This is a genomic window from Virgibacillus sp. L01 (assembly GCF_052246775.1).
Classification (GTDB): domain Bacteria; phylum Bacillota; class Bacilli; order Bacillales; family Amphibacillaceae; genus Lentibacillus.
This window is the reverse complement of record NZ_JBQQCP010000007.1, coordinates 216,300-235,352: the sequence shown is the minus strand read 5'-3', so window position 1 is coordinate 235,352 and position 19,053 is coordinate 216,300. Positions and strand designations below refer to the sequence as shown.

Sequence of the window (19,053 nt, the reverse complement as noted above, 5' to 3'; positions counted from 1 at the left end):
TTATGATTGACACCAATCAATCATTGTTGTCTTAGCTTTAAAAATTGAAATCAGGGTTTAAAAGTTTAACTTTTTTAACCTGTTTTCTTGACATACTGGTTGTTTTGTTCAGTTTTCAAGGAGCAAATTTCGTTACCGCCTCTCAAAATGGCGACTTTTTAAATATACCATCTTTTAAAGATAATGTCAATAACTTAATTGATTAATTTTAAAAGATATTTGCGTTGCTGAATACTTTTTTAATGAGCAACGTTATTTAATTTACCACGATTTCTTTTCTTAATCAAGGATAAATTTTTATGAATTTTGCCGGCGAAATTCGTCATGAATTTTTTGCGACAGAATTAACTTTATCATGGGTGATTTTTAAAGTCAACAATTATCTTATCCAAACTATAGTAAGAATTACAACAACAGAAAGGCTACAGTTCTAACTATCGAACTATAGCCTGTATACCAGTTATTAGTTTTGTAAAGAATCATCATTTCCATTACTAATGATTAATTCGATATTTCCGTTGATATACGCCTGCACCTTTTGTTTGGATTCTCTCTGCAATAAGAATTCCTTTCTCAGTCAAATAACCAAGCATTGCAGTTAGGTCTAACTGATACGGGGAAACTTTGCCATTCTGTTTCAGCTCACCGTATGACCAGCCATCTTCTTTAGACTCCATAATGTTTAATAAATGTTTTGCAGATACTTCTGCCCTCGTACTAATCACAAAGTCCGAAGCAATTATCATTAGTTGCAGCCGTTTAGAAATAGCTTCATCACTCTGTATTAATTCGTCGTATAGTTTGTACACTTCAGGATCTATTTGTCTTACTTGGTTCCAAAGTGTTACTTCTGGATGGTATCCTTTTTCAATTACTGCAAGCCTAGCTAAATAATGTAGTGAGTGCACCATTCTGCTGTAAGCATCTTTAAATTGTTCTGATGCGTAAAGATCCTTTACTTCACTGTAACTTTTAACTAGCTTACCGAATTCCATCGCTTTACGTAAGTCTCTTTTTTCATGTGGAAAGTTTCTCAGTTGATCTTTTAACTGCGAAAGGTATTCATTCCGATCAAAGATAACCTTTCCATTAATCACCCATTCAACTGCTTTTCGATAACCACTTGTATCTATCCATTCCATTAGCAAATTTTCCGTTACCGTGTGCATTGCTGCAATTTTGCCATCGAATTCATAGTGTTTTTCCTGCCACTTGTTTTCAGCTTCGTCAACTATAATCAGTAATATAACATCGAAATTATCTGTAATCGGGCTGTTCGGTTTTGTTCTTTCTATTATTACAATTCCTAATGTGCTTGTATCCCCAGCACGTTCTTGATAAATCGGTCTTAATAAATCCTCCATGTCTCGAATCCTCCATTTACTTGAATACTATATATTTCGTTATATTTTTGTGAAATCCTTTTTTTAAAATCAAAAAGTGTATTAAAATATGCTATACTACCCATGTAAGATATAAGGAGGACAAACATGGCGCAACAATTAGTCTATTCAAGTAAAATTAATAAAATCCGGTCTTTTGCTCTAATTCAGATATTCATCGGATTTGCTTTCATGTATGGAGGAATCTTAACGAAGAAAATCGAATGGTTAATGGTAACATTCTTTCTAATAGGTGTATTATTTGTGATATTCAGCTGTGTAGTTTACTTCTGGATTGGCATGTTATCAACCAAGGCTATTCCAATTATTTGTCCGAATTGCGAAAATCCAACAAAAATGCTTGGCCGTGTTGATGCTTGCATGCACTGTAAAGAACCGTTAACACTTGATAAGGATTTAGAAGGTAAAGAGTTCGATGAAAAGTACAATACAAGAAAATATCGAAAAGAAGCAAAAAATAATGCCAAGAATAACGAATAATCCGTCACTATGGCGGATTTTTTTAATGGATTTTTGCTATAATAGTGCTGACAAGAGGAAGTTAACATGATATTAGTAATATTGATAACTTTGACTGATTCTCATTTTATCTTAAACCATACATAAACCAAATAAATATAGAAATTTCCATTGGTATTACGATGCAATATCTTTTTAGGAAATCAGTGGTCAGACACGATAATAATGGAATTTTTAGTGAAATACCAACATCTTTCCAGGTAACTCTTTATCACTCCTTGGTTGTTGATGATATCAACATACCACTATGGTTACAAATAAGCGCGAAATCTGAACAGGGAGAACTTATGGGATGACAATTTACTCAGGCGCATCCTGAAGCAGTCCATACAGATTATGGACATCAACTTTTGGGAATTTTTTTGATGAAGGGAATGGGCGGTAGCTTATGTGCAGATTAACGTTTGATTTTACTGATTATAATGGAAAGAAAAATCCAAGACTTTTCCAAAACCCACTGGAAATTATCGAGGCTACATGTATTGAAGAGGTAAAACCAGCACTGGAAAAGATCCAGAAAGCTATTGACTCTGGATTCTATGCAGCAGGATATATGTCTTATGAAGCTGCACCAGCCTTTGATAATGCCTACCAGGTTAATTCAGATTCAAAAATGCCATTACTGTGGTTCGGAATTTTTCAGGAGGCACTTCATGAAGTAGAAAATAACAAGTCTTCCTATAATGTTAGCAAATGGAAGCCAACTGTAAGTATAGAAGAATATAATTCCAATATTGATAGGATAAAAAATCATATTAAATCCGGCGATACATATCAAGTGAATTATACAATTCGTATGAAATCTGAAATCAAAGGAGATGTAACTGCTTTTTACAATCAATTAGCCAGTGCACAAACCTCAGATTACAGTGCGTATATGGATCTTGGTGATTTCTCCATTTTATCCGCTTCTCCAGAATTATTTTTTAAAATGCGAAATGGAAAAATCACAACAAAACCAATGAAGGGTACAATCGGGCGTGGAAAATCATACAGTGAGGATCTCAAAAATGCTGAATGGCTTTACCAATCAGAAAAGAACCGGGCTGAAAACGTGATGATCGTTGACTTATTGCGCAATGACCTGGGTATGATTGCGAAATCGGGTTCTGTAAAGGTACCAAGTCTATATTCAATAGAGAAATATCCCACTGTTTATCAAATGACCTCAACAGTAACTGCAGAAGTCAAGGATGGCACAAGAATACTCGATGTATTTAACGCGTTATTCCCATGTGGATCTATAACCGGTGCTCCAAAAGTAAGTACAATGAAGATTATTTCTGCTTTAGAAAATTCACCTCGTGAGGTTTACTGCGGAACAATAGGTTATATCACCCCTGATCAAGAAGCCATTTTTAATGTGCCAATTCGTACAGTCATGATTGATAACCGAGATGGCAGTGCTCAATACGGCGTAGGTGGTGGTATCACTTGGGATTCCACTAAACAAGGTGAATATGAGGAAATTCTAAATAAAACAAAATTGTTAACGATGGACAAATATGATTTTCAACTTCTCGAAACGTTAGGATTAAGAGATGGAGAATATATTGTTTTAGATTACCACTTAGAACGATTGGAAAATTCAGCTGCCTACTTTAACTTTCAGATTGATTTAGCACAGGTAAGAAAGAGATTGATTAAATTTGCAGAATCACTTCCTAAAGGTCAATATCGCGTACGTTTACTCGTATCAGCAGATGGAGAGACCTTTATAGAAAACAATTTTGCAACTGCCCTTGATAAGCCTGTATATGTTAAATTAGCACCTAATCCTATCAACAAGCAGGACGAGTTCTTGTACCATAAAACAACGAACCGTACAGTATATGAAAAGTTCGACAAGACAGGTATATTTGATGTTTTGCTATGGAATGAAGAACGTGAAGTAACGGAGTTTACCATTGGTAACGTTGTAATTGAATTGAATGACAAGCTATATACACCACCAGTTGAATGCGGATTATTGGCTGGAACGTATCGAAAATACTTGTTAGAAGAAGGCATTATAATAGAACGAAAGATATCGTTGGAAGAGATTCATTTATGTTCGAAAGTATGGCTTATTAATAGTGTACGAAAATGGATTGAAGTCAGATTTGACCAAAATACACTGCTAAAAAAAAATCCAGCTGCCTCTAATTAGTAGACAGCTGGAATTTTTAATTAGTGCTTTTGTGTTTGTACTTGTTGGCAGTCTTCACATTTACCGTAAATTTCCATTCGGTGGTGACTAACATCAAAACCTGTTACCTGCTCAGCCAACGATTCCACTTCATCCAAAGTTGGATAATGGAAATCAACAATCTTGCCACATGCGTCACAAATAATATGGTAGTGCTCGGTAGTATTGCAGTCAAATCGGCTTGAGGAATCTCCATAAGTAAGTTCACGAACAAGTCCTATCTCACGCAATACACGTAAGTTATTGTAGACTGTAGCAACACTCATATTTGGAAATTTTCCTTCTAAAGCCTTATAAATATCATCGGCTGTCGGATGAATCGCCGAGTTAAGAAGATAGTCAAGAACGGCATGACGTTGTGGTGTAATCCGAACGCCAGAGTCTTTCAACGTATTAATGGCTTCATTTAGTTTGTTTTCAGACACCGTCATGCACCTCACTTTCAATTATATGGTCGAAACTAATAAAATTCTTATATTATAATCTTTATAATTAGTTTACCTGCTCATACAGCATTCTGTCAATATAAGTATATTGGAACTTAAAAGTTATTATAACCTGAAATGAAAAAACGAACGATTCCAATATTTGAAAAGCGCTCGTTTTTATATAGATTAGATGTCTGCTTTTAATGGTATTTCATTTCCATTCAAACTTTGATTAACATATCTGGCGGCGACAAATAAAAAGTCGGATAAACGATTTAAATACGATACAACAAGTGGATTAACAGCTTCATCGCCCATTCCAACCGCTGTACGTTCCGCTCTCCTTGCGACAGTTCTTGCTGTGTGTAATGCACTGGATGCACTATGTCCTGACGGTAGAATAAAGTTTCGTAACGGCTCAAGGGTTTTATCCCATTCATCAATCTGATCTTCTAGCTCCTGAATATGCTCTTTTTTCAACTTCCAGGTTACTTCCTTGTCCTTAGGTGTTGCGAGCTCCGCCCCAACATGAAATAAAATCGTTTGAATGCGATGCATTTTTTCCATAAACGCGTCTTTTTCTGACCAATCCTCTTTATCAAGAAAGCTCAACGCCAATCCAATCATCGAGTTTGCCTCATCACATGTTCCGTATGCTTCGACGCGTAAATCATCTTTTGGTACACGCTGGCCATAAATTAACGATGTTGTTCCCTTATCGCCTTTTCTAGTATAGATTCGCATATTAATACCCCCTGGTTACATCAATTTTATTAACATAATCATTGCGATTATCCAGATATGTTTGAAGATTTGTATCAAAAATATCCACTGCACGAGTCTGGTAATGTGGTGATATTCCTGACAAGTGCGGTGTTACTGTTACGTTTTCTTCTTTCCAAAATGGGTGATCTTCTGGAAGTGGCTCTGTTTCAAATACATCCAGCACCGCATGAGCTATTTCCTCACCTCGTACCGCTTTTAAAATGTCGTCACCACGAACAGCATCTCCTCGACCCATGTTTAAAAACACTGCATGGTTAGGCATCATTTGAAAATGTTCAAACGTAAAGAAGTCCTTTGTCTCCGATGTGCTCGGCAAAACAGATACTATAAAATCGGCTTCTGGCAATACTTCTTCCATTGATTCATTAGTTAAATTATAATCAAAATACTCTACCGGATTGCCACTTCTGGAAATGCCATATGTTTTCATTTGAAATGCTTTCGCAAGTCGTGCTACTTCCTGTCCAATAGCACCTGTTCCGACAATCATCATCGTATTGCAGCTGATTTCCTTCATCCGGACTGATCTGTCCCATTTATTCTCTTCCTCGTTTTGTGTTAACTGTTTACCCTGGCGATACACTTGAAGCAGCGAAAAGATAGCGTACTCTGCCATTGGTTGTTTATGTATTCCTTTAGCGTTAGTAACAAGAATACCTTTTTCATGAATTGCATCAAATGGCATTTCGTCCATTCCAGCTGAAATCACCATAATCCATTTCAACTGTGTTGCCTGGCTAATTAAATCTGGTGTAAGATCTTCACCATAGGTTAGTAAAATTTCTGCTTTGTCCAAATGCTGTCTAGCCTCATCCATATTCTTGCAGAAAATGAACGTTTCATCTGGATATTTTTCGTTAAGTTTTGTTTTATGTTTGTCTGATAGTTTTGCTGAAGATAATATCACCCAGCCCAATACCTCCTATGTCTAGTCTACTTCTATAGTAAACGTTTTCTTTTAAAATTTCCATTAATGAAAATATGTTTACTTGTACGGTATAGTATAATCATATCAAATTTAAGGGAACAATTTTTGATATAAAACAGATCATCCCTGATTTTCTGATTATGACTTTGATTTGAATTGCCATTAACTTGAGCAAAACCGGTGATTCCAGGTTTAACACGCAGCCGTTGTGCTTGATGTCGATTATAGTGTTCGACAATTTCTGTAATTTCCGGGCTTGGCCCCACAAGACTCATATCTCCCTTAATCACATTATACAGTAGAGGGAGCCGATCTATATGGAATTTTTTCAGCCACCTGCCAGTGTAAGTCACGTTTTGATATGGATCACGGATAAAATCAAACTGGTCCGGAACCCCATGATTCCATGATTTCGGGAAAGGATGCGGTGGTAACGAACGAATTACCTTGGACGGATTTGTCAGTGTACGGAACTTTCTTATTAGAAACGGGCGATTATCTTTTCCCATACGAACCTGTCGAAAAAGTACTGGTCGTCCATCTTTTTTTATAATCCGATAACTAATTAGTAATAGCCATGGCCACAAAATAAGTATTAGTATGAGACTTACCATTATATCAACAATACGTTTTACGATAAAAAACATAGTAATATGCGTATAAGATACTGATTCAGACCGAACATTTTGACGTACCTCCATCGTAATACACCCCGCTTTTATTTGTAGTCAATACATTTTATTCTACTAAGCGGGCTTGTATAACTATAGATACGAAAATGTAATATTAACTTCGGCTCATTACTAAAGGGATTCAAGAGAAAGCGAAACATGCATATAAGAAAACAGCCCATTTGGTATGGACTGTCTCTGCTTAAATTATTTATTTTCCCGGATAAACTCCAATGCTTTTTCAACATGGCCTTCAACTTTTACTTTACGGTATTCCTGCTGAAGATTTCCTTCTTTATCAATGATGAACGTTGACCGTTCGATACCATAATTTTCTTTGCCAAAGTTTTTCTTCAGCTTCCAAACATCATAGTCTTCAGCTACCTTATGATCTTCATCTGCCAATAATAAAAATGGAAGATCATGCTTATCGATAAATTTTTGGTGTTGTTCAACTGGATCAGGGCTAACTCCTATGATTACTGCATCAAGTTCGCTAAAGCTCTCTTGTGCATCACGGAAATCACAAGCTTCTGTTGTGCATCCTGGTGTCATATCTTTTGGGTAAAAATAAAGCACAACATGTTTTCCTTTAAAGTCCGATAAGCTAACTTCTTTTCCGTCCTGACTTGGTAATGTGAAATCTGGCGCTTGTTTACCTATTTCTACACTCATTGTTATATCCCTCCATAATTTTTTCGATTATCTCCACTATAGCATATCAGCCTATTCGTCTCTATTTTCCTGATTTGATTGTACCAGACGCAGTACAAATGCAGTCGGGAGAATATAGCCAATTAGTGCCTGGACCAAGGCAATGAAGCGTCCTATGCCAATTGGTGTAATATCACCATACCCAATAGTAAGTAATGTTACTCCGCTAAAATAAAGCGAATGAATGGCAGAACCAATAATACTTACCTTTCTTAGTTCTCCATTCTCTACTAGCAAAATATTGTTAATGGATAAGATAAAATAGATAAGGCCAAACCCGATTATCACGATAAGATAAATAATTAACAACGTGTAAAAAATCTCAGCAGAAAATCGACTTTCCCGCATCTGCATGTTCACCCGTAACTTTCCCCCACGAATAAAATCGACAAGGCTAGCCAGCAAAATAAGACATATACCTATTATAATAACCCATAGAAAGAAATCCATAATATCCCCCGCTCTACGTTATACATATGCTTATCCAACTGTTCATTTGTCATTTATTTTTCGGGATTAATACGATAGGATATAAATAGGTATCAAAGTGGTCCTTCAGTAAAAATAGTACTTTCATCTGAAATATTTATACTGCAAAGCTAAAAAAGTAATGTAATTAAGGAGGCATCATATATGGATTTTTCAAATTCACAAGCACTACATAACGAAGCACTTCAACATATTGTCGGTGGTGTGAACTCACCATCCCGCGCCTACAAAGGTGTTGGCGGTGGTACACCAGTTTACATGGAACATGCCAAAGGTGCTCATTTCTGGGATGTTGACGACAACAGCTATATCGACTACTTAGCGGCGTATGGCCCGATTATTACGGGACATGCCCATCCACATATTGCCAAAGCTATTTCTCACGCTGCAACAAATGGTGTTCTTTACGGTACGCCGACAAGACTGGAAAATCAATTTGCCAAAATGCTTAAATCTGCTATTCCATCACTAGAAAAAGTACGTTTTGTCAATTCGGGAACGGAAGCAGTAATGACTACAATCCGTGTGGCCCGTGCATATACAAATAGAAATAAAGTTATAAAATTTGCCGGCTGCTACCATGGTCACTTTGATTCAGTATTGGTTGAAGCAGGTTCTGGACCAGCGACATTAGGAACTCCTGATTCAGCAGGTATTCCAAAGGCTGTAGCTGAAGATGTCATTACTGTTCCCTTTAATGATCTTGAGGCTTTCAAAGCTTCGATTGACCGCTGGGGTGACCAGATTGCTGCCGTCTTAGTAGAACCAATTGTTGGTAACTTTGGAATTGTCGAACCACACGAAGGCTTCCTGCAAGCTGTCAATGATATGACACATGATACAGGTGCATTGGTAATTTACGATGAAGTAATAACAGCATTTAGATTTACCTATGGAAGTGCGCAGCAAGTTTATGGAATCGAGCCAGATATGACTGCAATGGGTAAAATAATTGGGGGCGGACTGCCAATCGGTGCATATGGCGGTCGTCAGGATATAATGGAACAAGTTGCACCACTTGGCCCAGCATACCAAGCCGGTACAATGGCCGGTAATCCTGCATCCATGGCAGCAGGTATAGCTTGCCTTGAAATATTGCAGGAGGACGGTGTCTATGAAAAATTGGATCAACTAGGAGCACGACTGGAAACTGGAATATTACAAAAGGCTTCTGAGACTGGTGTTCTAATTTCTGTAAATAGATTATGTGGCGCATTAACTGTCTATTTCGGTGACGGTAAAATAACAAATTATGATCAGGCTGAAGCAAGTGACGGCGAGGCATTTGCACAGTTCTTCAAGCTGATGCTTGATCAGGGTATTAATTTAGCTCCATCAAAATTCGAAGCATGGTTTCTAACTACCGAACACACTGAAGAGGATATCGATAAAACAATTGATGCAGTTGGACATGCATTTCATGTAATGACTGGTAAATAATTAAGAATTAATACACTCTCTTTGAATGGAGGGTGTATTTTTTATTTACTCTTTTTAGTAAGGTAAGTTGTTTAATGCCTCAGTAGATATTATTGTGACAAAACATATGCCGCTTCGCTCAGGAAATACAATACGTGCACCTTAGGGTAACGCTTCAGCTTCCCGAAAGCAAAATCCAGCTGCGTGGTCTGAGAGCTAAATACATACTACATATTAATAAATAGAAATAGCAACAATTATTCTTTAGTAACAACAACTTTAAAATAAAGCCCTCTTTTTACTAGAATCGAAGCTCGCAAAGAAAAAGTGGCATCAAATAAAAATATTCTTCAAATGCCACTTTTTGCAGCTGGCGCCCGATAGTGGTTATAGAAATTAGCGAATGCGCCTGGTCTAGCAACGTACACTCTGTACCTGCGTTGTGAGCGCACGGGGATTTCTTTAACTGCTATAAAAGGCTTAATGAAATAAATTTTTTCTATTTATTCTTTATCCGGACACAAAAGCCCTTATTTTACATATATCATGATTTATAAAAGGTATTGTATTTAAACAAATAAGGTCTCTGGTGTCCGCAAAGCCCAGATTTGCTATTTGAAAAACACTTCTTCGAACCCAATGTGGCTATGTACTAAAAAGCTCCTCCACAATCAGATGTGAAGGAGCTTTCCCGAATTAAGTGCCGATATATTCATGATCATCCAGGTTTTGAACCTGATACAAATTATAATAATTGCCTTTTCGCCTCATTAATTCAGCGTGGGATCCGCTCTCCTGAATTTCACCGTTTTCGATGACAACTATTCGGTCAGCGTGAGTAATTGTTGCCAATCGGTGAGCCACAATAAATGTCGTACGATCGGATGCCAGTTTTTCGACAGCTTCCTGAATGGTGTGTTCACTTTCTAAATCAAGTGCTGATGTCGCCTCGTCAAAAATTAGGATAGGCGGATTCTTTAAGAATACCCGTGCAATTGCGATGCGTTGTTTTTGTCCGCCAGAAAGTTTAACACCCCGTTCGCCTACAAGTGTTTCATAACCATGGACTAATCCTTGAATAAAGTCATGAGCGTTCGCAGCCTTTGCTGCAGCAATAACCTCTTCATCAGTTGCATCAGGATTTCCCATCCGAATATTCATTGCTATAGATTCACTAAACAATGTATTATCTTGTAAGACCATTCCGACGTTATCACGTAATGACCTTGCCTTAACATCTCTGATATCATTACCATCAACTTTTATCGACCCATTTGTTACATCATAAAACCGCGGAATAAGGCTGATGAGGGTTGATTTACCTCCACCACTCATCCCTACAAACGCTATCGTCTCTCCCTGTCGAACATTTAAAGAAACGTTGCGTAATACTTCTTCTTCCTCTTCTTCATACTGGAACGAGACATTCTCGATATCAATTTTTCCATCAACACGACCAAGTTGCTTAGCATCGACCTTATCGACAATGTCATATTTTTCGTTCATAAACTCGAAAACACGGTCAATAGATGCAATCGACTGTGTTAGAACGGTTGATGAGCTAACAAGTCGGCGTAATGGGCTATATACTCTTTCCATATACCCAACAAACGCAACCATTGTCCCCATTGTCAGAGTGCCGCTAATCACCTGATACCCGGCGAATGCAATAACTAATAAGGGCGCAAGATCAGTGATCGTGTTCATTACTGCAAATGTCTTTGCATTCCAGTTTGTATGATTCAATGCTTTTTGTAAGAAATTATCATTCCGGGAGTTAAATTGATCCTGCTCATATTCTTCTAAGGCAAAACTACGTGTAACCGGAATACCTTGTACGCGCTCATGTAAATGGCCCTGGACTTCTGCAAGCGACTGTGAACGATCACGTGTTAGACGCCTGAGTTTTCCATAAAAGTACTTAACGGAAAATCCGTATAATGGGAATAACATAATCGATACAAGTGTTAACCAAACATTCATTGTTAGCATAATTATAATTGCAATTAAAATGGTAATCATATCTAGCCAAATATTCATTAAGCCAGTAATCACGAAAGTTTTTGTTTGTTCGACATCATGTATTACCCGGGAAATAATTTCCCCGGTTTTTGTCTTAGAATAGAACCGGAGGCTAAGCTTTTGAATGTGGTCAAACAGCTTATCCCTTATGTCATAAAGGATTGTATTCCCTACCCATTGGGCCATATATTGTCGAATATATTCAATAGGTGGACGTAAAACAAGAAATATCACAAATGCTCCACCCATTAACCAAAAAAGATTGTTGAGTTTTGCAGCATCTGTCATATCTTCTGCATTAATGATATCATCAATAACATATTTTAAAATTAATGGCATTAACAATGGAATACCGAATTTAACGATGCCTATTAGTATCGTCCAAAGTATCTTCCATTTATATGGTTTAACAAACTGCAAATATTCTTTAGTACTACTCATATACTTCGCTTCCTTATTTATTTAAGACTTGAATTGGAAAGCCTTGCTATCTTTATTTTAACAAAGGCATTTTTGACACACTTTCTGCATTATATAACTTTACTGATACGAATTCAATTAATCGGTTTGTTTCCGATATGTTAAGTACCGTTCATACCACTGATCGATAAAATCTGGTGAAAAAGGACCTTTGCGTTGCCTTACCCAGCGCAGTAAATTTTCGAGGTTATTGTGCAAAATACGGTCCAGAACAGCAGAATAATTCATCTCTTGCCTATGTTCTTCGTACTCATCTTCATCAAGTAAATTATAAGTCATATCAGGGTATACTTTCACATCTAAATCATAGTCAATATACTTTAATGCCTCATTATCATACACAAAAGGTGAACTGATATTACAATAATAGTGTATTCCATCATTCCGGAGCATACCTATAATATTAAACCAATATTTTGAATGAAAATAAGATATAGCTGGTTCACGTGTTATCCAAGTCCTGCCGTCGCTTTCTTTCACCGACGTTTTATCATTTGCTCCAATTACAATCAGCTCTGTACCTTTTAAAACAAGACTGTTTTCCCACACACGGTGTAGTTGTCCATTATGTTTGTAGCTTTGTATTTTTATCGTAGACCCTGCTTTTGGACCGGACATTCTATCTCTCCTTCAAATCACAACTCATTATCCTTTTATTATAAGGCCAAGAAAAGTATAGATAAAGCAATATCGCATACACATATTAGATAAAAAAACTCTTTGTTATTCACCAGTCAAGCTCCTAAGCCGAAAGCCCAGCACCTGCTCCGACGAATAGGTGTGCTAGGAAAGGCGTCGACTTAAGTCGTCACAGTTTTAACCACTTCCAAAGAAATCTCACATATTTCCTTTGCAAATGCGCATTCATTACCCAATATTTATGAAAGCAAAAAAAAGAGCTCCCTGAGGCAGGAAGCTCTTTTGTGTCTAAAAATCGTGGGGGTGGTTCGTTATTTTTTCTTTTGCTTAGATTGTTGATTCTGCTTTCTAACTTCTTGAGCATTTGTTTCAGATGCAAATTCAGTACCGTACTGACCTTGCCCTTGTGCTGCTTGTTGGTTTTGTTGTTTTACTTTTTGAACGTTTGTTCCAGCAGCTGTTTTGTTAGGTTGTTGTTGCTTAGCCATCAGTATCACCTCCGCATCAATTAATTTCTCCATTATATAAATTGTTATCCAAAATAACAGTAGTTAAAATTAACATTAATTGGAACTAAATTCCAATATGGTATAAGTAATGTTTTTTTACATATATTAATTAGGACAAGTATTGATTTTACGGAGGTATTATAGATGGATACACCAAGAGATTTCGCCGAATTATCAATGATAAGCAAAACACAGTGGAATAATAATGAATTGGATTATTTTCAGCATGCTCTCTCACAGCTTTTACCATATGTAAATGCAGAGGGATTGTCGATATTACAGGAAATAAATGATGAAATGCACAGAAGAGGATAATCGTTTTACTTTTCATAAGGAAGTGTGATTGCTTTGAAAATACACTTCTCTATCCGCGGACAAGACTTTTTTTGAACAGACTCTTAAGCCGCTTCAAGTCCATAAGTAAAGCTGCCACATAGATGGCAGCTTATTCTTCTCGCATATACTTCATCATCTTTTGATGTGAGACCGGAAATGGATAGTCATTTAACGCATTAGAATCAACCAATTTAATCCTACTGTCAACAATCTGAACACTTTCTGTTGTTGCTTCGTAAATATCAAGTTGCCATATGAGATGAGAAAAAACGTGTCTTAATTTCCCTTTTTTAGTTCCCAAGTTAATCTGAACACCGTATTCCATATTTACCCAACTTTCAATGTGATCAATTCCTATTTCATCTATTGGAACCATAGGAAATTGCCACATATTAGCAAGCAGACCTGTTTCAGAACGTTTTTCAATCAGGTATTGATTCTTTTCATTTCGAATTAATAATGCCACATACGGAATTGTCTTTTGTTTTTTAGCCTTTGATTTTATTGGTAAATCCTGTTCAATCCCTTCGTCAAATGCCCTGCATTGATCTTGGACGGGACATAACATGCACATAGGTGATTTTGGTGTACACACCAAGGCGCCGAGTTCCATTATTCCTTGGTTAAATGAAGAAGGATCATCATCCGAAATCAATTCCTTTGTTAAATTCTCAAATTTCTTTTTAACTTTAGGCTGTGCAATATCATCTTCTACTTTTAAAACACGTGATAATACACGCATCACGTTTCCATCAACCGCCGGCTCTGGCTGATTGAATGCAATTGATAAAATAGCCCCTTTGGTATATGGGCCAACACCTTTTAATGCGCCCAATTCTTTTGAATTAGCAGGGACTTTACTCTCGTATGCAGAAACAACTTCGCGTACAGCGTTTTGTAAGTTACGTGCACGGGAATAATATCCAAGACCTTCCCATGTTTTCAAAACTTCTTGTTGGTCGGCATCTGCTAAATCTTGTAAAGTTGGATACTTTGTAATAAATCGTTGAAAATAAGGGATAACTGTATCAACTTTAGTTTGCTGCAGCATTATTTCAGAGACCCACACTTTATATGGATCCTGATCTTTGCGCCACGGGAGATCACGTTTGTTGGTATGATACCAGTTAATTAAATTACCCTGAAATTTATAAATGTCGAAATTCTGTAATGTCTTATCAAGCATACCTTTACATCCTTTATGTTATAATTATTAAGTAGAAAGTATTTTCGACAAGTGACAGGCACACTCGAAGTTTGTCGAATTAATTTGTCTTAGGAGGGCCTGGTCTTATGGATACTGGCACCCATATAGCGATGGGCGTTGCACTTGGCGGTCTAGCGACGTTAGATCCTGCCGTGCAAAATGATCCTGCATTGTTTAATGCCATACTTGTCGGCACTATTGTAGGTTCACACGCACCAGACTTTGATACTGTACTAAAACTTAAAAATAACGCTGTTTATATCCGTCACCATCGTGGCGCAACCCACTCTATTCCAGCTGTATTAATGTGGGGAGTGTTAATTGCTGGTATTATTCATGCGGTCGTTCCAAGTGTTAACTTCGTACATTTATGGGCATGGACTGCTCTAGCAGTTGTCATTCACGTCCTTGTCGATATTCCGAATGCCTATGGAACACAAGCATATCGCCCATTTACAGATAAGTGGGTTGCAAAAGGGTTTATTAACACATTTGATCCTTACATTTTCTTACTTCATATTGGAGGAATTGTTGCATGGCTGCTTGGCGCAAATCCCGCATTCACTATGTCAGTCATTTATGCGGTAATTTTACTATACTATATTAAACGTTATATCGATAAAAAAGACATTGTCAAAAAAATCCACGATTATTTTCCAGATACCGAAGAGATCGCAACATCGCCTACCATAAAGCAAAATGAATGGCGTGTTGCAATTACAACAACAAATAAATTTTATGTAGGTTCAGTAGTACACGGTCATATTGAAATTCTGGAAGAGTTTGAGAAAATCCAATTACCAGATAATAAAATAATGAAATTAGCCAAAAAAGATAAGAATATCTCAGCCTTCTTATCATTTTCGCCTGTTTACCGGTGGGAAATTAATGACTACGATGACTTTACTGAAGTACGATTTATTGACCTAAGATACCGTTCCAATGAGCATTATCCGTTTGTGGCTGTCGTACAAATAGACGACAATATGCGAATAATGACCTCCTATACAGGATGGATCTTCTCCGAACAGAAATTGCAGAGTAAATTAGATGTAGAAAATAATCCAATTTAAACAACAGCACCGATTACCTCCGCGCTGTTGTTTTCTTTCACTCGACTTTATCGCCTAGAAGTGAAATTGGAATTGCTTCTTCATTTTCATACGTTTTATCTAATAAATTAACTCGATGTCCCCATGCAAACACACCATTTATATAATTAATTTTAAATTTATGACCAGGATCACCATTCAATTGATGTATATCTGCAGCTTTAAAATCTTCGGGGTTAAGCATATAAGCCATTGCAACCTGCAATTTACGCTCATAGATTGCCACTTCACTTATATTACCAAGCTGTTCAGCCTTTTGTGCTTTTTCTTTAAACTTTCCTATTTCCTCCCGCAATTGTTCAAGCGAGTAATCACTATATCGTACATCCATTTTTGTATACTCCTTTCCTATCAGTTTACATTTTACCAAGAGTTTAGGAAAATGGAAATAATGATACTCACTTTTACTAGGAGGAAACGATATGCCAACTGTTGCAATTACAGGTGCAGGAAGTGGTCTGGGACGTGCTCTTGCATTAAAATATGCCAGCAATAATTATAAAGTATTTTTATTGGGAAGAACCGATACAAAACTGCATTTGGTTCAAAATAATATCCTGAAAAATGGCGGACAAGCTGAGGTTATACTATGTGATGTACAGGAACCAGCTTCAGTGAGTATAGCTTTTCAACAAATAGGTGAACTAAATGTATTTATCAATAATGCAGGAATAGGTATTTTTGGTCAGGTTGAGGATTATTCAATTGATGATATCGAAACAACATTAGACACAAATGTTAAAGGTACGATTTTAACAGTACAATCTGCTCTTCCGCTCATTCGTGCTAGTAAAGGGCGGATCCTAACGATTATTTCTACCGCTGGTCTACGCGGGAAAGTAAATGAGTCAATTTATTGTGCAAGTAAATTTGCTGTTAAAGGTTTTACAGAGAGCCTGCAAAAAGAATGGGAAAATGACTCCATTGCTATTACAGCGGTCTACATGGGGGGTATGAATACACCTTTTTGGGATGATGCAACACACGTTGCCGATGCAACAGGCTTGAAAGGGCCAGAAGTAGTTGCTGAACAAATTTTCAGGGAAGATGATGGCCGGAAAGAAATATTAATTGATAAATAATCCCATCACGTACTTGAATTGGGGGGAGTTAATGGCAAACCCCCTACCTTTACTCATCAAGCGAATCATCTAAGAATGTATCAATTAAATCGAAAGTAAATCCTTTGCGGTATAAAGCTTCTTTCATTTTATTACGTAACTCATAGCCCTCCAACTTTTGCTGATGTTTACGAAGAAGCTTTTCACCTTGCTTCAGAATTGCATCCCATTCAGCATCATCATTTTTTCCATCCTGAACGTCTGCCAGCACATCCTTAATCACATCCTGTGTGAATCCTTTTTGCATTAATGTTGCTTGCAGTTGCTGAACCTGTTGCTTAAATGAATTGCTTTTACTTGCATTCAGCTTTTTTTCAACCCATTTGGATGCTTTGGCATACTGTTGCTCATAGGTAAACAATTCAACAGCTTCACTGGCAAGTAGTTTTGAGACACCTTTATCCAATAACTCTTTTTTAACGAGCATCGGTCCCTTGCTTGCTGTTTGAATTCTTGTTCGGACAAATGCATCAGCAAACTGCTTATCGTCTATTAAGCCCTCATCCAGAAGCTTATCCATAATCTTGGTAATATGCTCTTCATCAACTTCTTTTTTGACAAGATAATCATAAATTTCTTTTTTTGTCCGCATTCGGTAGCTTAAAAAGTTTATTGCAAGGGTATATGATTTATGTAATGTATCTTTTTGGATAAGTGTAGTGATCGTCGCATCGTCTAATTCAAGGTCTTTGCGAAGATTAAACTCGATTAATACTGCTTCATCTACACTGAAACCGTATTTTTCGCCATTACCCTCGTCCAGAAAGATATTAAACCGATTCTTACGTTTCTTTTGTGTAGTGATCCGGGTTATTTTTGTCAATGTTTCTCACCCCTTTCCCTAATAATAACATGATTTTTATACCCGTACACTACTGTAGGAATCGGTATACTAAAAGCTTCAAATTAGAATAAACTATAATGATAGTGATTATTTACTGGAGTGATAAAATGAATATATTAATTACTGGTGGAACCGGATTTGTTGGCAGCAAGCTTACAAAGTCATTGAACGAGAAAGATCACCATGTTTACATACTCACACGTTTTCCCAAAAAACACATAAACAACGAAAAAACTTCTTTTATTAGTTATGATTATCAAGTTGAGAATCTCCCTGCAATTCATGGTGTAATTAACCTTGCCGGTGATTCCTTGTTTGGTTACTGGTCGAAAAAGAAAAAGGATGCTATTATTACCAGCCGAATCGAAACGACACAGAAGCTGATTGATATGATAAAAAAAATGGACAAAAAGCCCGACGTATTTATCACTGGTTCAGCAATCGGGTACTATGGAACATCAGAGGATTTAATGTTCACAGAGAATACGACAGAGCCGGGAGATGACTTTTTAGCTAAAGTAGCTGTTGATTGGGAGAAAACCGCACAGAAAGCTGAAGAAATGGGCATTCGTACGATCTACGCACGTTTTGGTGTCATTTTAGGTCAAGAAGGTGCCCTCCCTTATATGAAACTTCCAATTAAAATGTTTGCTGGCGGAAAAATAGGTAATGGAGAACAATGGGTATCATGGGTTCATATAGAGGATGCTGTTAAGCTTATTCAATTTTGCTTATTTAATACGCATATAAGCGGAGCCGTTAACATCACTGCCCCATATCCAAAGCAAAATAAAGACTTCACCAAGGTATTGGCAAAAGTACTAAAACGTCCATATTGGTTCACTACACCTTCCCCATTAATTCGAACAGTCGTTGGGGAAATGAGCCACCTGATTACAAAGGGACAATTCGTTTTACCTCAACAGGCAAAAAATAATAATTATCAATTCTCGTATCCCTACCTAGAAGAAGCATTACGAGAGACAGAACGTGAATAGGTTGATATGTATATATTTAGTTGTTGTGGATAATCCTAAAACCAAAGCTTAAGCGAGGGGGTTGTCTATGAAGGGTAAGCCAAAAGACCAGCGTGAAAAGTTTTTGTCCAAAACACAGGAAGTATTATATCAGAAGGAGTTTAAGCAAGCTGACAAAATACATGGTCAGTTAACTCAGCGAAGAAACCAAAGGTAATACTTTGGTTTCTTTTTTTATTTTACTCATTTCGTAAGTTTAGT

Annotated in this window: 21 protein-coding genes; 8 read left to right on the top strand and 13 right to left on the bottom strand. The window is 37.0% G+C overall.

Annotated features, from left to right (window positions below; genetic code table 11):
- Window positions 1-494: 494 nt before the first annotated feature.
- Window positions 495-1,364 (bottom strand): nucleotidyltransferase-like protein, encoded by an 870-nt coding sequence (locus tag ACTWQM_RS14460; protein WP_443258867.1) that lies wholly within the window; start codon window positions 1,362-1,364, stop codon window positions 495-497.
- Between the two features lie 126 nt (window positions 1,365-1,490).
- On the opposite strand from ACTWQM_RS14460, the gene ACTWQM_RS14455 reads away from it, so the two are divergent.
- Together ACTWQM_RS14455 and pabB are read left to right on the top strand one after the other, a co-directional pair.
- The gene (locus ACTWQM_RS14455; RefSeq protein ID WP_443258866.1) at window positions 1,491-1,883 is read left to right on the top strand and encodes a YgzB family protein; all 393 of its coding nucleotides are present in this window, start codon (window positions 1,491-1,493) and stop codon (window positions 1,881-1,883) included.
- A gap of 427 nt (window positions 1,884-2,310) precedes the next feature.
- Window positions 2,311-4,071 (top strand): aminodeoxychorismate synthase component I, encoded by a 1,761-nt coding sequence (gene pabB, locus ACTWQM_RS14450; RefSeq protein WP_443258865.1) that lies wholly within the window; start codon window positions 2,311-2,313, stop codon window positions 4,069-4,071.
- A 20-nt stretch (window positions 4,072-4,091) separates the two neighbouring features.
- Here the strand turns inward: pabB and perR are convergent, their stop codons facing one another.
- The 6 genes from perR to ACTWQM_RS14420 form a co-directional block, all read right to left on the bottom strand.
- Complete coding sequence (gene perR, locus ACTWQM_RS14445; protein WP_375053964.1) at window positions 4,092-4,541, bottom strand: peroxide-responsive transcriptional repressor PerR; 450 nt, start codon at window positions 4,539-4,541, stop codon at window positions 4,092-4,094.
- Window positions 4,542-4,724: 183 nt separating this feature from the next.
- Complete coding sequence (locus tag ACTWQM_RS14440) at window positions 4,725-5,282, bottom strand: cob(I)yrinic acid a,c-diamide adenosyltransferase (protein WP_443258864.1); 558 nt, start codon at window positions 5,280-5,282, stop codon at window positions 4,725-4,727.
- A 1-nt stretch (window position 5,283) separates the two neighbouring features.
- On the bottom strand, window positions 5,284-6,231 hold the full coding sequence (locus ACTWQM_RS14435; protein ID WP_443258863.1) for a D-2-hydroxyacid dehydrogenase: 948 nt from the start codon (window positions 6,229-6,231) through the stop codon (window positions 5,284-5,286).
- A 32-nt stretch (window positions 6,232-6,263) separates the two neighbouring features.
- Window positions 6,264-6,953, bottom strand: a complete 690-nt coding sequence (locus tag ACTWQM_RS14430; protein WP_443258862.1) for a sugar transferase — start codon at window positions 6,951-6,953, stop codon at window positions 6,264-6,266.
- A gap of 177 nt (window positions 6,954-7,130) precedes the next feature.
- Complete coding sequence (gene bcp, locus ACTWQM_RS14425; RefSeq protein WP_443258861.1) at window positions 7,131-7,598, bottom strand: thioredoxin-dependent thiol peroxidase; 468 nt, start codon at window positions 7,596-7,598, stop codon at window positions 7,131-7,133.
- 51 nt (window positions 7,599-7,649) lie between these two features.
- A complete protein-coding gene (locus tag ACTWQM_RS14420; RefSeq protein ID WP_443258860.1) occupies window positions 7,650-8,087 on the bottom strand; it encodes a potassium channel family protein in 438 nt (145 codons plus the stop codon).
- Window positions 8,088-8,270: 183 nt separating this feature from the next.
- Between ACTWQM_RS14420 and ACTWQM_RS14415 the strand changes: the two genes are divergently transcribed.
- Window positions 8,271-9,566 (top strand): glutamate-1-semialdehyde 2,1-aminomutase, encoded by a 1,296-nt coding sequence (locus tag ACTWQM_RS14415; RefSeq protein ID WP_443258859.1) that lies wholly within the window; start codon window positions 8,271-8,273, stop codon window positions 9,564-9,566.
- 675 nt (window positions 9,567-10,241) lie between these two features.
- Here ACTWQM_RS14415 and ACTWQM_RS14410 read toward each other — a convergent pair.
- The 3 genes from ACTWQM_RS14410 to ACTWQM_RS14400 all read right to left on the bottom strand — a co-directional run bounded on the left by ACTWQM_RS14410 (window position 10,242) and on the right by ACTWQM_RS14400 (window position 13,174).
- The gene (locus tag ACTWQM_RS14410) at window positions 10,242-12,008 is read right to left on the bottom strand and encodes an ABC transporter ATP-binding protein (protein ID WP_443258858.1); all 1,767 of its coding nucleotides are present in this window, start codon (window positions 12,006-12,008) and stop codon (window positions 10,242-10,244) included.
- Between the two features lie 117 nt (window positions 12,009-12,125).
- The gene (ntdP, locus tag ACTWQM_RS14405; protein WP_443258857.1) at window positions 12,126-12,665 is read right to left on the bottom strand and encodes a nucleoside tri-diphosphate phosphatase; all 540 of its coding nucleotides are present in this window, start codon (window positions 12,663-12,665) and stop codon (window positions 12,126-12,128) included.
- Between the two features lie 332 nt (window positions 12,666-12,997).
- Window positions 12,998-13,174, bottom strand: a complete 177-nt coding sequence (locus ACTWQM_RS14400; protein ID WP_443258856.1) for a gamma-type small acid-soluble spore protein — start codon at window positions 13,172-13,174, stop codon at window positions 12,998-13,000.
- 165 nt (window positions 13,175-13,339) lie between these two features.
- Here ACTWQM_RS14400 and ACTWQM_RS14395 point away from each other — a divergent pair, with 165 nt between their 5' ends.
- A complete protein-coding gene (locus tag ACTWQM_RS14395) occupies window positions 13,340-13,510 on the top strand; it encodes a hypothetical protein (protein ID WP_443258855.1) in 171 nt (56 codons plus the stop codon).
- A 130-nt stretch (window positions 13,511-13,640) separates the two neighbouring features.
- Here the strand turns inward: ACTWQM_RS14395 and mutY are convergent, their stop codons facing one another.
- The gene (gene mutY, locus ACTWQM_RS14390; RefSeq protein WP_443258854.1) at window positions 13,641-14,717 is read right to left on the bottom strand and encodes an A/G-specific adenine glycosylase; all 1,077 of its coding nucleotides are present in this window, start codon (window positions 14,715-14,717) and stop codon (window positions 13,641-13,643) included.
- 107 nt (window positions 14,718-14,824) lie between these two features.
- On the opposite strand from mutY, the gene ACTWQM_RS14385 reads away from it, so the two are divergent.
- The gene (locus ACTWQM_RS14385) at window positions 14,825-15,811 is read left to right on the top strand and encodes a metal-dependent hydrolase (RefSeq protein ID WP_443258853.1); all 987 of its coding nucleotides are present in this window, start codon (window positions 14,825-14,827) and stop codon (window positions 15,809-15,811) included.
- Window positions 15,812-15,848: 37 nt separating this feature from the next.
- Here ACTWQM_RS14385 and ACTWQM_RS14380 read toward each other — a convergent pair whose 3' ends face one another.
- Entirely contained in the window at window positions 15,849-16,181 is a 333-nt protein-coding gene (locus tag ACTWQM_RS14380; protein ID WP_443258852.1) for a YfhH family protein, read from the bottom strand.
- Window positions 16,182-16,272: 91 nt separating this feature from the next.
- Between ACTWQM_RS14380 and ACTWQM_RS14375 the strand changes: the two genes are divergently transcribed.
- Window positions 16,273-16,932: an SDR family NAD(P)-dependent oxidoreductase gene (locus ACTWQM_RS14375; RefSeq protein ID WP_443258851.1), complete on the top strand. Its 660-nt coding sequence runs from the start codon at window positions 16,273-16,275 to the stop codon at window positions 16,930-16,932.
- A 49-nt stretch (window positions 16,933-16,981) separates the two neighbouring features.
- Here the strand turns inward: ACTWQM_RS14375 and recX are convergent, their stop codons facing one another.
- Window positions 16,982-17,794, bottom strand: coding sequence for a recombination regulator RecX (gene recX, locus ACTWQM_RS14370; RefSeq protein WP_443258850.1), 813 nt, complete (start codon window positions 17,792-17,794; stop codon window positions 16,982-16,984).
- A gap of 128 nt (window positions 17,795-17,922) precedes the next feature.
- On the opposite strand from recX, the gene ACTWQM_RS14365 reads away from it, so the two are divergent.
- Together ACTWQM_RS14365 and ACTWQM_RS14360 are read left to right on the top strand one after the other, a co-directional pair.
- Entirely contained in the window at window positions 17,923-18,813 is an 891-nt protein-coding gene (locus tag ACTWQM_RS14365) for a TIGR01777 family oxidoreductase (protein WP_443258849.1), read from the top strand.
- Window positions 18,814-18,880: 67 nt separating this feature from the next.
- Entirely contained in the window at window positions 18,881-19,009 is a 129-nt protein-coding gene (locus tag ACTWQM_RS14360; protein WP_443258848.1) for a YfhE family protein, read from the top strand.
- The last annotated feature ends 44 nt before the right edge of the window (window positions 19,010-19,053 follow it).